Source organism: Methanohalophilus halophilus, assembly GCF_001889405.1.
Taxonomy (GTDB): domain Archaea; phylum Halobacteriota; class Methanosarcinia; order Methanosarcinales; family Methanosarcinaceae; genus Methanohalophilus; species Methanohalophilus halophilus.
Genome location: NZ_CP017921.1, coordinates 136,153 through 149,683, shown reverse-complemented (window position 1 = coordinate 149,683; position 13,531 = coordinate 136,153). Strand labels below are relative to the sequence as shown.

Below are 13,531 nucleotides of genomic sequence, written 5' to 3'. Positions count from 1 at the left end.
CCAGAAACTAGATATAAGGAATCAGGTATTAAAGTACCAATCTTAAATTCAAAAGGGTTGATCTATATGGATATTAATGTTGATAAGGCATTGCTGAAAGTCATTAGGACAGGAGATGTTGTGGTCGGGGCAAACAGGACCATTGATGTAGCTACAAACGGAGATGCAAAAATGGTAGTAGTTTCTGCAAACTGTCCGGCATACATCAGGGAAAAGATCGAGGAAACAGATTTACCAATACTTAAATACGCAGGTTCAAGTATGGATCTTGGCACTGTTTGTGGTAAACCGTACACTATCACCACCATGGCAATTGTTGATGCTGGTGAATCTGATATTATAGGATTAGTTTAAAATAGAGGGTGTTTTATTTTTGAGTGATATCAAACTTTCAACAGATGCTATCAGATATATAGCCCTGTTTGAAAGTATGACCGGGGCACCCATTAAGGATTGTCTTATAGACGATGATCGAATTATATGCGTGGTCAACAATGGCGATATGGGTGCTGCAATCGGGAAGCATGGAGACAATATTAACCGTTTCAAAAAAGCAGTCGACAAGCACGTGGATTTAATAGAGTATTCCGATGATCCGGTAACCTTCATCAAGAACGCATTTGGCACGATTCCTACAAAATCTGTAGAAATTAGCGATAAAAAAGATAATAAGGTTGCCTATGTTGAGGTTTCCAGTATGAATAAGGGCCTGGCCATCGGGAAAAGCGGTCGAAATATTGATAAGATAAAAAGGATTGTAAACCGTCATCATGATATCGAAGATTTAATATTACAATAATCCGGGTTTCAAATATTTAACTCATCTATTGGAGGATACTAAATGACAAATGGAAAATATGCAGCTCATAAACTTAAAGCGGCACGTAAAAATGCAAGGTGGAAAGACACTCGCTACAGCAGGCGAACCCTTGGACTGAATGTAAAGTCCGATCCTTTATCAGGAGCTCCCCAGGGGCGCGGTATCGTGCTGGAAAAGGTAGGTATTGAGGCCAAACAGCCCAACTCTGCTATCAGGAAATGTGTAAGGATTCAACTGATAAAGAACGGTAGGCAGGCAACTGCTTTCTGTCCCGGAGACGGTGCCATTAATTTCATTGATGAACATGACGAAATAACAGTGGAAAGGATTGGTGGACGCATGGGTGGTGCAAAGGGTGATATTCCCGGTGTGCGCTTTAAGGTCACAGCTGTTAATAACGTCAGTTTGAATGAGATGGTCATCGGCAAAAAGGAGAAGCCAAGGAGATAATTCTTATGAATAAATTATTCGGTAAATGGGATATGACTGATGTTGAAGTGGCCGATCCCGGTCTCAGAAGATATGTGAATGTCGATCCAATTGCAATTCCTAACACAGGTGGCAGGCACGCAAGACAGCAGTTCAATAAGTCCGATCTTTCTATTGTTGAAAGGCTTATTACCAATCTGATGCGCGGAGAAGAGAATACAGGCCAGAAGCAGTGCACAATGACTGCTGTAAAGGAAGCTTTTGATATTATCCATTCCAAAACTGACAAAAATCCTGTTCAGGTACTTGTCGAGGCAATTTCTCATACTGGCCCAAGGGAAGAGGTAGTACGTCTTAAATACGGTGGAATTTCTGTACCAAAAGCGGTGGATACCGCTCCTCAGAGAAGAGTTGACTCTGCACTGAGGTATATTGCTATGGGTACCAAGCAGACAGCTTTCAAATCCAAACGTTCATTTGCCAGCTGCCTTGCGACAGAACTTATCGCAGCATCAAACGGGGATGCAAAGTGCTTCTCTGTGAACAGGAAAGATGCAAAAGAAAGGGTCGCAAAGGCTGCACGTTAATCTTATAATATAGTGAATTACTGCGTAGGTTGTAGTTATGGGACGAAGGAAAAAAATGGTAGAGCGTGTTAAAGCGCTTATGAGTAATCCCGATATGATCCGAAATATCGGTATTGTAGCACACATCGATCATGGTAAAACCACTTTATCAGATAATCTTCTGGCAGGTGCAGGGATGATTTCCCAGGACCTTGCCGGAAGGCAACTTTTCATGGACTCTGATGAGGAAGAACAGGAAAGAGGTATTACCATTGATTCAGCTAACGTTTCAATGGTGCACGAATATGATGGCAATGAATATCTCATTAACCTCATAGACACCCCGGGCCACGTTGACTTCGGTGGTGATGTTACACGTGCCATGCGTGCAGTGGATGGTGCTGTTGTTGTAATAGATGCTGTTGAAGGCACAATGCCACAGACTGAGACTGTTCTGAGACAGGCACTTAAGGAACACGTAAGACCTGTACTTTTCATTAACAAAGTTGATCGCCTGATTAATGAACTTCAGGAAGGCGGACAGGAAATGCAGATGCGTCTCGGGAAACTTATTGATCTTGTTAACAAACTCATCAAAGGTATGAATGAGGAACGTTATAAGGCCGGCTGGAAAGTCGATGCTGCAGGTGGTACTGTTGCATTCGGTTCAGCTCTTTATAACTGGGCAATAAGTGTTCCAATGATGCAGAAGACCGGTGTAAGTTTCAATGACGTTTATGAATACTGCCGCAATGAAGATATGAAGACACTTGCGGAAAAATGTCCTCTCCATGAAGCAGTCAACGATATGGTAATCAGGCACCTTCCAAGTCCAATCGAGGCACAGGAAGGACGTGTCGGTGCCATCTGGCATGGGGATAAGACCTCTGAAATCGGTAAGTCAATGAAAGACGCCGATTCAAAGGGAGATCTTGCATTCATGGTTACCGATATTGCAATGGATCCACATGCAGGTGAAGTTGCTACAGGAAGACTCTTCAGTGGCTCCTTAACCAGGGGTATGGAAGTTAACGTTTCAGGAACAACCACCAAAAACAGAATCCAGCAGGTTGGTGTGTTTATGGGTCCTGAAAGGCTGGAAGTGGAAAAGATTCCTGCCGGCAACATCGCTGCTGTCACTGGTCTCAAAGATGCTATCGTAGGTTCTACTGTCACAACCCTGGAAGATATGATGCCCTTTGAAAGCATCCAGCATGCAAGTGAACCTGTGGTAACAGTGGCTGTTGAAGCCAAACATATGAAGGATCTTCCAAAATTGGTAGAAGTCCTGCGTCAGGTAGCTAAAGAGGACCCAACCCTTCAAATCAAACTTGATGAAGAAACTGGTGAGCATCTTCTGGCAGGAATGGGTGAATTACACCTTGAAGTCATAGGCCACAGGATTGAACGTGATAAGGGTGTAGAAATCACTACCACTCCTCCTATCGTCGTTTACCGTGAATCTGTAAAATCTCATGCAGGTCCGGTTGAAGGAAAGTCCCCTAACAGGCATAACAGGTTCTATATCGAGATTGAGCCACTTGACCCTGAAATAATCAAGCTCATCAAGGATGGCGAAATCAACATGAGGATGCCTGAGCTTGAAAGAAGGGAACTGCTTATGAATGCCGGTATGAGCAAGGAAGAGGCCAAAGGCCTTGTAGATATTTATGAGAGCAATATCTTCCTTGACATGACCAAGGGTATTCAGTACCTGAACGAAACAATGGAATTGATTCTTGAAGGTTTCACAGAGGTTATGAAAGAAGGTCCTCTTGCCAGGGAACCATGCATGGGTGTAAAAGTCAAACTCATGGATGCCAAACTCCACGAAGATGCTGTTCACCGTGGTCCTGCACAGGTTATTCCTGCATCAAGACAGGCTATCCAGGCGGCAATGCTTCTGGCAGAAGATGTTCTCTTTGAACCGTACCAGAAAGTATTTATCCAGGTGCCACAGGAACAGATGGGCGGCGGAACCAAAGAAATACAGGGTCGCCGTGGAATCATATTGAATATGACATCTGAAGGTGACACTACAGTGATCGAATCCAAGGCTCCGGTATCAGAACTTTTCGGTTTTGCAGGTGACATACGTTCTGCAACCGAAGGTCGTGCCATGTGGAGTACTGAATTTGCAGGATTTGACTCTCTGCCTGCCAATATGGTTGCAGAGATAGTAAATGAGATAAGAGAAAGGAAAGGTCTCAAGGCAGGCGTTCCGCAGCCTGAAGATTTCATAAGTATGTGAGAAGGGAATTTCCTTCTTACTTTATAGTGTCGTTAGAAAGATTTAAACCTATTAACGACTATTACAGAAAAAAACCCTATAATAACATCAAATTAGAAGGAGAATCGATATATGGCAGACAAACCACATATGAACTTAGCAGTTATCGGTCACATCGACCACGGAAAGTCCACTCTTGTCGGTAGGCTTATGTACGAAACCGGTGCTATCCCACAGCACATTATCGACAAATTCAGGGAAGAAGCAAAAGAGAAAGGAAAAGAATCCTTTGCCTTCGCATGGGTAATGGACTCTCTCAAAGAAGAACGTGAGAGGGGTATCACAATTGATATCGCCCACAAAAGGTTTGACACCGACAAGTACTACTTTACGATCGTTGACTGCCCCGGTCACCGTGACTTCGTTAAGAACATGATCACCGGTGCATCCCAGGCAGATGCCGCAATTCTTGTGGTAGCAGCACCAGACGGCGTAATGGCACAGACAAAGGAACACGTATTCCTTTCCAGGACCCTCGGTATCAACCAGCTCATTATCGCTGTCAATAAGATGGATGCAACTGACTACAGTGAGGACAAGTACAACCAGGTCAAAAAGGATGTATCCGAACTTCTGGGTATGGTTGGTTTCAAGGCTGCAGATGTTCCATTCATCCCAACCTCTGCCTTTGAAGGTGACAATATATCCAAGAACAGTTCCAACACTCCATGGTACAACGGTCCAACTATCCTCGAGTGCCTGAATAGTCTGAAACTTCCAGAAGCACCAGACGATCTGCCTCTACGTGTACCTGTACAGGACGCATACACAATTTCTGGTATCGGTACAGTACCTGTAGGTCGTGTAGAAACCGGTGTAATGAAGAAAGGCCAGATGGTCACATTCATGCCAAGTGGAGCAAGCGGTGAAGTAAAGTCCATTGAGATGCACCACGAAGAAGCAAACGAAGCCAGACCCGGTGACAATATCGGATGGAACGTCAGAGGTGTCGGTAAAGCCGACGTCAGGCGTGGAGATGTCTGTGGTGACGCCAAGAATCCACCAACAGTTGCAGATGAATTCACAGGTCAGGTTGTTGTGCTCCAGCACCCATCCGCAGTTACAATCGGCTACACACCTGTATTCCACTGCCACACAACCCAGACTGCCTGTACATTGATGTCCATTGACAAGAAACTGGATCCAAAATCCGGGCAGGTCAAAGAAGAAAATCCAACCTTCATCAAGGCTGGTGACGCAGCAATCATAACAGTCAAGCCAACAAGGCCCATGGTCATTGAACCTGTCAAGGAAATCCCACAACTCGGAAGATTTGCTATCCGTGATATGGGTATGACCATCGCTGCCGGTATGTGCATGAGTGTTAAAGAGAAACAGTAAACACTCAATTTACCCTTTTTAAGGGGGAATGAATAATGGCACAGAAAGCAAGAATAAGACTGTCGGGAATTGATCCGGTGAACCTGGATGGTGTCTGCGATCAGGTAAAATCCATCGCTGACCGTACAGGTGTAAGTATAGCCGGGCCTGTCCCGCTGCCCACCAAAAAAATGGTGGTACCAGCACGCAAAAGCCCAAGTGGTGACGGAACCGCTTCCTGGGATCACTGGGAAATGCGTGTACACAAACGCCTGATCGACATAGCTGCAGATGAGCGTGCTCTCAGGCAGCTAATGCGCATTCAGGTGCCCAAGGACATCAATATTGAAATCGTTCTTCAGAATTGAGGGAATTTCCCTCTCCTTCTTTTGTTTTTAATTAATTGTCAATTCTCTATTTCTGCATGTTTCACACCGTTAATTATATTTACTTCTTATCCTGAGTGATCTATATGCCAGAAGATATAGAGGATGAAACTGAAGATAAGGTCTATAATGCATTAAAAGAAAGCGGCAAACCAATGCGATCCGGTGAAGTTGCCGAAGCTGCAGATATTGATAAGAAAGTAGTCAGCAATACAATAACCAAACTTAAGAAAAAAGGACTTGTATGTTCTCCAAAAAGGTGTTATTATGCTGTGTCTGAGGAATGATTAGCTTTCCCAACGCATTTCTTTTCTCGGAATTCTTACCATAAAAGTACTTCCCATTGAAGGGTGACTTTTCACGGCCACTTTTCCATTGTGCATTTCTGTGAATTTTTTAACCAGCGCAAGTCCAAGTCCTGTGCCCTGGTACTTTCTGGTGCTTGAAGAATCCACCTGTGTGAAGGGTTCAAAAATCCTGTCAATATCATTTTCATTGATACCGATACCTGTGTCGATGACATCTATCTAAAGTTCAAGCGGGTTGAGTGCGGATTTGACAGTGATTGTTTTTCCTTTTGGTGTAAACTTAAAAGCATTATCCACGAGATTATAAATTATTTCCTCAATTTTATCCGTATCTACGTACATAATATCTTTTTCATTCTCGATGGTGAAATTGATAATTGCCCCTCTTTTGGCTTCCATATGCTTGATTTTTTCCCGGATTTCTTTCATGAAGGGCACAAATTCGACCTTCTGAACCTTCATTTCCATCTTGCAGGTTTCGATTCTTGAAATATCAAGTAAATTATTAATCAGATCAAGCAGGTGATGTCCGTTTTTTGATACGTTTGTCATATATCTTTTCTGTTTTTCATTAAGAAGTCCATGCCTTTCCGTGAGAACAACATCTGTAAAACCAATCACTGAATTTAATGGGGTCCTGAGTTCATGACTCATGTTGGCTATGAATTCACTTTTTGTACGGTTGGATGATTCTGCAAGGAGTCTTGCTTTTATCAGGGTTTCTTCTGTCTTTTTCTGATTGGTTATGTCTTCACCTGCAAGGATTATCCCCTCTATATTTTCATTTTCATCTGAGAAATATGAGAAATTCCAGATGTAGTTTCTCAGGTTTCCCCGGTAATCAAGAAGATTAAATTCACAGTGTTTTTCATTTATCTTCCTGTCAAGCAGGTTTTTGCATATTTGCCTGACATGATCTTTTTCCTTTTCGGGAACAAAGGTTTCTATCAGGTTCCTGCCGTTAATTTCATCCTTTTTAATCCCGGTACATTCGGAGGCTTTCTTGTTAGCCAGACTGATTTTGAGATCCCTGTCTGCTACAAGTATAATTATTCCGGCGACATCAAGATACTGGCGGACCTTGTCTTTTTCACTTTTTAGTTTTTTCTCAACCTGCTTGAGTTTCTGGATGTCGACCATTACTCCGCTTATACCTACAAGTTCACCTTTCTCGAAAATAGGTTTTGAGGATGTGTGTACGTATTTTATGTTGCCCCCTTTGTCAATTATACGAAACATGTAGGGATTGTGGATTCCTTGAATGGTTTTTTCCAGATCTCTCTGTAGGCCAGGCAGGTCCTCGGGATAAATGTATTGTGTATAGGATTTGCCGATGACTTCCTCTACTTTATACCCGGTCATTCTTTCGATTGCCGGGTTCAGGTATGTGAAGTCTCCCCTGGTATTTACGGAAAAGATGACTTCGTTCTGGTTTTCGACAAATTTATTGAATAGATCATCTTTTTTTGAGACTTCTTTTTCCAGATCAAGTATACGCTGCTTTAATAAATCTATATTTTCTCCACCAGATTCTTCTATTTTGCTCTTTGTTCTGGAAAAACCATCTCCTTTAGTCATCACTTCGACCAAAAAGAACCCCCTCACTCTATCTTCCTTGCCAGATATTGTATATTAGAATTATTATTCAGATTCCATATAAATCCATCTATTTATCAGGATAAACTTTATATCCATCTTTATTCAATAAAAGCAAATCCTGTGGACCTGTAGTGTAGAGGATATCACTTTAGCCTCCGGAGCTTAGAACCCGGGTTCGATTCCCGGCAGGTCCTTAAAAAAAAGTTGCCTGTTTTTTACAGGCTGTACAGTTCACAGAGGGCATTTTTTATTTTCTTGAAAAGATGAATCCTGTAGACATCTATATTCTTGATGTCAAATATGACCACTCCCTGAGTATGCCATGATACGTTTTCAATCAGTCCCAACTCGTCCATTTCATCTACAAAGAATCTGGCTTTGCTGTAATCGAGATCCTGTCTCCAGTCCCCAACCTGCATCTTGGATTCGCCACTTTTTTCAAGTTCCATTTCTTCCAGGCCAAATTTGTATATTTCAAACCATTGAATATCTTCCTTGGTGGCTTTTATCCTTCCCTTCTTGGTATCTTCTTTGAGCATTTTGATAACCAGATCTATATCAGAAGGAGTTATTGTGCAATCATTGATTTTATTCAGATAAAGGTCAATTTCTTCCATATTGTTACCTCGTTCTTTTTTTTCTTTATGTGAGGTTTGTATTTTATGCAGTATAAGTATTTCTTAACTCAATCAGGGAAAAGCACATAAATCTTACTGTTTTGAAGCCCGATTTGCTTTCTGGGTAACAAATCTGCCTTTTACTTTAGTTGTTCATATTATAAATGCATAATATATTGTATTATTAATAAAGGATATATTTATTTACTTTCATCTGATTCTTCATCAGCTGCGTAACTTTTAGGTCTAAGTATACGGTATGTGTCATAAATCACTTTTGTACAAAGAATGCTGACAATTATTGTTAAAATTATTACTACAATTAAATATATATCCATATTTCATCCCGGCTACTTAAACACAATTAAGCTGATTAGTAGCTTGGTTCCTTTTAATTATATATATAGAAGATTAAATGGAAGTCTTTAGGGAATCTCAAAATAAACGTGTCTATATAGGATATTTAGGTATTGATTTTGTGTAATTTGAACATTGCTATAGATGAAAGTCTCCTTTAACCATCATTATTTATATTTCAGGTTTCAACATTATTATAATGGCTTTTTGTTAAATCGTGCTATTTCAGGGGGAATCATTATCGTCGATATAAACATAAAAATAGGTGGAGAAGCCGGTCAGGGCATACAAACCATAGGATCGGTTCTTTCAAGGACATTTGTAAGGGATGGTTTCTATGTTTATGGAAACCAGTTCTATCTTTCCAGAGTAAGGGGCGGACACAACTATTTCCACATAAGGATGAGTGATCATCCTATATATGCACTGGATGAAAAGATAGACATATTGGTGGCTCTTGACAACCAGACAATTCCTGAGCATATTGAAGAGGTTAAAGAAGGATTCGTGCTAGCCGATGAATCCATTGTCGGGGACAATGTAAATGAGAATATAGTATCTGTTCCTTTCACAGAAATTGCAAAGGATATAAGTGGTAAAAAATTATTTTCAAATACCGTTGCTGTAGGAGCTGTATTTGGCCTGCTTTGCTATGATCTTGCAACACTTAATAGATTCCTTTCTGAGACTTTCAAAGGGAAAGGTGATGAGGTTGTAGAAAAAAACATAAAGGCAGCACAAGCAGGTTATGATTATGTAAAAAATGGTAAATTTGAGGGGGTTTGTAACTATAATCTCAACCCACAACCGACTAACAGGAGGATTTTGATAAATGGTAATGACAGTGTGGGGGTGGGTGCCCTTGCTGCAGGAGTGCAATTCCTTTCGGCATATCCCATGACCCCTTCAACGGGTGTCATGACTCGTGTGGCAGCACATGCAGATGATTTCAATGCTGTTGTGGAGCAGGCCGAAGATGAGATCGCTGCCATAAATATGGCCATCGGAGCATCCTTTGCAGGGGTGCGTGCCATGACCACTACCTCTGGTGGAGGTTTCTGCCTGATGACAGAAGGACTGGGGCTCTCCGGCATCACTGAGACACCGGTTGTCATCTTTCTGGGCCAGCGTCCCGGACCTGCTACCGGCCTTCCCACAATGACCGAACAGGGGGACCTTAATTTTGTGCTTCATGCGGCACAGGGGGAATTTCCCCGTTGTGTGCTTGCCCCTCGTACGGCAAAGGACGCCTTCAACCAGACAAGACGGGCATTTGACATAGCTGAAAAATACCAGGTTCCGGTCCTGATATTGAGTGACCAGCATCTTGCAGATGGTCTTTTTACCTATGAGAGGTTCGATACATCCGGCCTGAAGATTAACAGGCATCTTCTGGAAGACCGGGCTGTGAGCAGTGACTACCAGAGATATGCAATCACCGAATCCGGCATATCGCCGAGGGCTATACCCGGGCAGAATGGTGCACTTGTGGTTGCAGACAGTGATGAACACAATGAAGAAGGTCATATTGACCAGACTACTGATAATCGCATCCGTATGAACGAAAAACGTTTGCGCAAAGTAGATGGACTTACGGATGAAATGCAAATGCCAGCTATTCATGGTATAGACGGAGCAGATATTTCCCTGATAGGCTGGGGATCTACCTATGGTCCCCTTGCTGAGGCAGTTGACATCCTGAATCGTGACGAAGTATCCATAAATTTGATTCATTTCAGTGATATTTATCCGTTTTCTCATGATACTTTCAGTTTACTGGATGGGTTGAACACCACTATATGCGTGGAAAATAATGCAACAGGTCAATTTGCACGCCTTTTACGGGCTGAATTAGGATTTGAAGTTTCAAAAAAGATATTAAGATATGATGGCTTGCCCTTTACACCACAATCGGTAATAAGGGAGCTTGAAGGAATGGGGGTGATCTGAAATGGTAACAATGGACGACTATAAAGACGGTGAAACTGAATGGTGTCCCGGGTGTGGCAATTTCAAAATACTTGAGGCTGTGAAACGCTCTCTTGTGGACCTTGGTAAAGAGCCCCATGAAGTTTTGATGGTGTCAGGAATCGGCCAGTCGGGTAAATTACCACACTACCTGAAATGCAATACATTCAACAGTCTTCATGGCAGGACCCTGCCTCCGGCTATGGGAGCAAAGGTTGCCAATCCTGAACTCACTGTGATTGCGGTAGGTGGTGACGGGGATTCCTATGGTGAGGGAGGAAACCATTTTATACATGCCATACGCCGCAATCCCGATATTACCTTGATAGCACATGATAACCAGATATATGGTTTGACCAAGGGTCAGGCATCACCTACAAGTGAGATCGGAATGAAGACCAAGGTACAGACTCACGGCGTTCTCCACACTCCTTTCAATCCTCTGGCAGTTGCCATATCCCTGGATTGTCCCTTCGTAGCAAGAGGTTTTGCCGGAGATGTCGAGCACCTTTCATCACTAATCTCACAGGCTATTTCCCATCAGGGATTTTCCCTTGTGGATATTCTCCAGCCATGCGTTACCTTCAATAAACTCAATACATACAAATGGTACCGGGACAGAGTTTACAAAATGGAAGACAATGGGCATGATCCTGCAAAAAGGACAGCAGCCTTTGAGAAAGCTCTTGAATGGGGTGATCGGATTCCCACGGGTGTGTTCTATAAGAGGGATTCAGAGACATTCGAGTCTAAACTGGATGTACTGAAAAGCGGGCCACTTATAGCAAAACAATACGATTCAGCAAAGTTGGACAGTGTATTTGAGAATTTTTCCTGAGGGTAATCATGAATTCCAAAAACAACAGGCTTGCCGGGGAAAACAGTCCCTACCTGAGACAGCATTCCACAAATCCTGTTGATTGGTATCCATGGTCAGAAGAAGCTTTTGAACAGGCAAAAAGGAAAAATCTTCCAGTCTTCCTTTCCATTGGGTATTCAACCTGTCACTGGTGTCACGTAATGGCAGAGGAATCTTTTGAAGATGCTCACATTGCCAATCTTTTGAATTCTAATTTCATTCCTGTAAAAGTAGACAGGGAAGAGAGGCCGGATGTCGATGAGTTCTACATGGAAGTCTGCCAGGCAATGAATGGCAGCGGTGGCTGGCCGCTGACCATAATTATGACACCTGAAAAAAAGCCTTTTTTTGCAGCCACTTATATACCAAAAGAAGCGGCAATGGGGCAGATGGGATTATCAGACCTGTTGATGCAGGTTACAAATATCTGGGACAATAAAAGAGCTGAGATAAGGCAGCAGGCATCACAATTGGTTTCAGAAATCAATAATATACCTGCCGAAAAGGAGCCGGTAAACCTGTCCATTCTGGAGGATGCTTTTTCCGCACTTTTCGGTATGTTTGACTGGAAAAATGGTGGGTTTGGCCCGGCTCCCAAATTCCCTTCTCCTTCGATTCTTATATTTTTGCTCAACCGGTGGAAAACGGATGAGCGACCGCAGTCCCTCACGATGATCGAAAATACTCTGTCTTCAATGGCAAGTGGTGGAATATTCGATCATCTGGGTGGAGGTTTCCATCGCTACTCTACAGATGCCAGCTGGAATATTCCTCATTTCGAGAAAATGCTCTATGACCAGGCAATGCTTGTGGTCGTTTATCTCATGGCTTATCAGGCAACAGGGAATGTGCATTACAGGGACGTGGCAGATTCAACAATTTCCTATATGAGTACAGTACTACGCCATCCAGAAGGTGGATTCTATTGTGGGGAAGATGCTGACAGTGAGGGTCAGGAAGGTTTATTCTATCTATGGTCCAGAGGTCAAATAGAGGACTCTGTCGGGAAAGAGGATAGTGATTTTATTCTGCAGTTCTACGATATAATTCCCCTGGATGGGGGGTCTGAAAATGTAGGAGTATTGCGCCGTAATGAATATGCTATAAGTGACACTTCAGCTGCAAAATTAAAAGAAATAAAAGCACACCTGTTCTCCCTTCGTAGTGAAAGGATCAGGCCGTCTCTTGATAATAAGATTCTTACAGACTGGAACGGCCTTGCAATAGCTGCTCTTTCAATGGCTTCCAGAATATCCGGGGTTAATTCCACTCTTGAAAAAGGCAAAGAAGCTGCTTCTTTTATTCTCTCCTACATGCGCAGAGATGATGGAAGGCTGTATCACCGTTTCCATGAAGGCAATTCTGGAATTGATGGCTTTCTGGATGACTATGCTTTTCTGGCATGGGGCTTGATCGAACTTTATGAAGCTACATTTGAGACAAAATATCTGGAAACAGCAATTGAAATTGTGGATATAATGGTTGATATGTTCTATGATGAAGATCAAGGTGGCTTTTTCTTCTCTGCATCGGATGTATCTGACATCCCCCACAGGACAAAAAAAGTCTTTGATGGCCCTTATCCAAGCGGGAATTCAGTGGCTGTATGGGATCTCTTCTGCCTATTCCATATTACCGGTAATGTGGGTTACCGTGATTTAGCCCGTACAACCCTGTCGGCTTTTGGTGGAATGCTGAAGCGTTCTCCACCGGCTTATAGTTATATGTTAACCGGTCTTATGCTTGGAGTAGAGGCAACCCTTGTGGTAATAGTTACAGATTCTGAAAAAATCGGGCTTAAGGAAATGATGGATGTTGTAAGGAAAAATTATCTTCCCCAAACAATATTGTTATTGAAAAATCCCGAATCTGCCAGAGACCTGTCCAGGATTGCCCCTTATACTTTTGATATGGATGTAAAAGAAGGGAGAACTACAGCTTATGTCTGCAAAGGACAGAGCTGCACTCCTCCGGTCAACGACCGCCGGGAATTGGAAAGCCTGTTGTTTTGA

The 13,531-nt window shown here is 42.6% G+C and carries 14 protein-coding genes and 1 tRNA gene; 12 read left to right on the top strand and 3 right to left on the bottom strand.

What is annotated here, in order from left to right; translation table 11 throughout:
* Positions 1-66 precede the first annotated feature (66 nt).
* The 8 genes from BHR79_RS00770 (at position 67) to BHR79_RS00735 (ending at position 6,098) form a co-directional block, all read left to right on the top strand.
* Positions 67-354, top strand: a complete 288-nt coding sequence (locus BHR79_RS00770) for a 50S ribosomal protein L30e (RefSeq protein ID WP_072560353.1) — start codon at positions 67-69, stop codon at positions 352-354.
* Positions 355-373: 19 nt separating this feature from the next.
* Positions 374-799 (top strand): NusA-like transcription termination signal-binding factor, encoded by a 426-nt coding sequence (locus BHR79_RS00765; RefSeq protein WP_072560351.1) that lies wholly within the window; start codon positions 374-376, stop codon positions 797-799.
* A gap of 42 nt (positions 800-841) precedes the next feature.
* Positions 842-1,270, top strand: coding sequence for a 30S ribosomal protein S12 (locus BHR79_RS00760; protein WP_072359284.1), 429 nt, complete (start codon positions 842-844; stop codon positions 1,268-1,270).
* Between the two features lie 5 nt (positions 1,271-1,275).
* Positions 1,276-1,836 (top strand): 30S ribosomal protein S7, encoded by a 561-nt coding sequence (locus BHR79_RS00755; protein WP_394328864.1) that lies wholly within the window; start codon positions 1,276-1,278, stop codon positions 1,834-1,836.
* A gap of 37 nt (positions 1,837-1,873) precedes the next feature.
* Positions 1,874-4,066: an elongation factor EF-2 gene (locus BHR79_RS00750; RefSeq protein ID WP_072560347.1), complete on the top strand. Its 2,193-nt coding sequence runs from the start codon at positions 1,874-1,876 to the stop codon at positions 4,064-4,066.
* Between the two features lie 111 nt (positions 4,067-4,177).
* Positions 4,178-5,446 carry a translation elongation factor EF-1 subunit alpha gene (gene tuf, locus BHR79_RS00745; RefSeq protein ID WP_072560345.1) on the top strand — a complete coding sequence of 423 codons (1,269 nt, stop codon included), beginning with the start codon at positions 4,178-4,180 and terminating at the stop codon, positions 5,444-5,446.
* A gap of 35 nt (positions 5,447-5,481) precedes the next feature.
* A complete protein-coding gene (rpsJ, locus tag BHR79_RS00740) occupies positions 5,482-5,793 on the top strand; it encodes a 30S ribosomal protein S10 (protein ID WP_072359292.1) in 312 nt (103 codons plus the stop codon).
* Between the two features lie 104 nt (positions 5,794-5,897).
* The gene (locus BHR79_RS00735) at positions 5,898-6,098 is read left to right on the top strand and encodes a helix-turn-helix domain-containing protein (protein WP_072560343.1); all 201 of its coding nucleotides are present in this window, start codon (positions 5,898-5,900) and stop codon (positions 6,096-6,098) included.
* Here BHR79_RS00735 and BHR79_RS00730 read toward each other — a convergent pair whose 3' ends face one another.
* Positions 6,099-6,329: an ATP-binding protein gene (locus BHR79_RS00730; protein WP_280522252.1), complete on the bottom strand. Its 231-nt coding sequence runs from the start codon at positions 6,327-6,329 to the stop codon at positions 6,099-6,101. It abuts the gene before it with no gap.
* Between the two features lie 9 nt (positions 6,330-6,338).
* On the bottom strand, positions 6,339-7,700 hold the full coding sequence (locus tag BHR79_RS00725) for a PAS domain S-box protein (protein WP_234970470.1): 1,362 nt from the start codon (positions 7,698-7,700) through the stop codon (positions 6,339-6,341).
* A 140-nt stretch (positions 7,701-7,840) separates the two neighbouring features.
* On the opposite strand from BHR79_RS00725, the gene BHR79_RS00720 reads away from it, so the two are divergent.
* A tRNA-Arg gene (locus tag BHR79_RS00720) sits at positions 7,841-7,912 on the top strand.
* A 21-nt stretch (positions 7,913-7,933) separates the two neighbouring features.
* Here the strand turns inward: BHR79_RS00720 and BHR79_RS00715 are convergent.
* Entirely contained in the window at positions 7,934-8,335 is a 402-nt protein-coding gene (locus BHR79_RS00715; RefSeq protein WP_072560340.1) for a hypothetical protein, read from the bottom strand.
* 564 nt (positions 8,336-8,899) lie between these two features.
* Between BHR79_RS00715 and BHR79_RS00710 the strand changes: the two genes are divergently transcribed.
* From BHR79_RS00710 to BHR79_RS00700, 3 genes are read left to right on the top strand one after another with little or no spacing between them, the layout of a single operon-like run.
* On the top strand, positions 8,900-10,642 hold the full coding sequence (locus BHR79_RS00710) for a 2-oxoacid:acceptor oxidoreductase subunit alpha (protein WP_234970462.1): 1,743 nt from the start codon (positions 8,900-8,902) through the stop codon (positions 10,640-10,642).
* 1 nt (position 10,643) lies between these two features.
* Positions 10,644-11,498: a 2-oxoacid:ferredoxin oxidoreductase subunit beta gene (locus BHR79_RS00705; RefSeq protein ID WP_072560338.1), complete on the top strand. Its 855-nt coding sequence runs from the start codon at positions 10,644-10,646 to the stop codon at positions 11,496-11,498.
* Positions 11,499-11,506: 8 nt separating this feature from the next.
* The gene (locus BHR79_RS00700) at positions 11,507-13,531 is read left to right on the top strand and encodes a thioredoxin domain-containing protein (RefSeq protein ID WP_072560336.1); all 2,025 of its coding nucleotides are present in this window, start codon (positions 11,507-11,509) and stop codon (positions 13,529-13,531) included.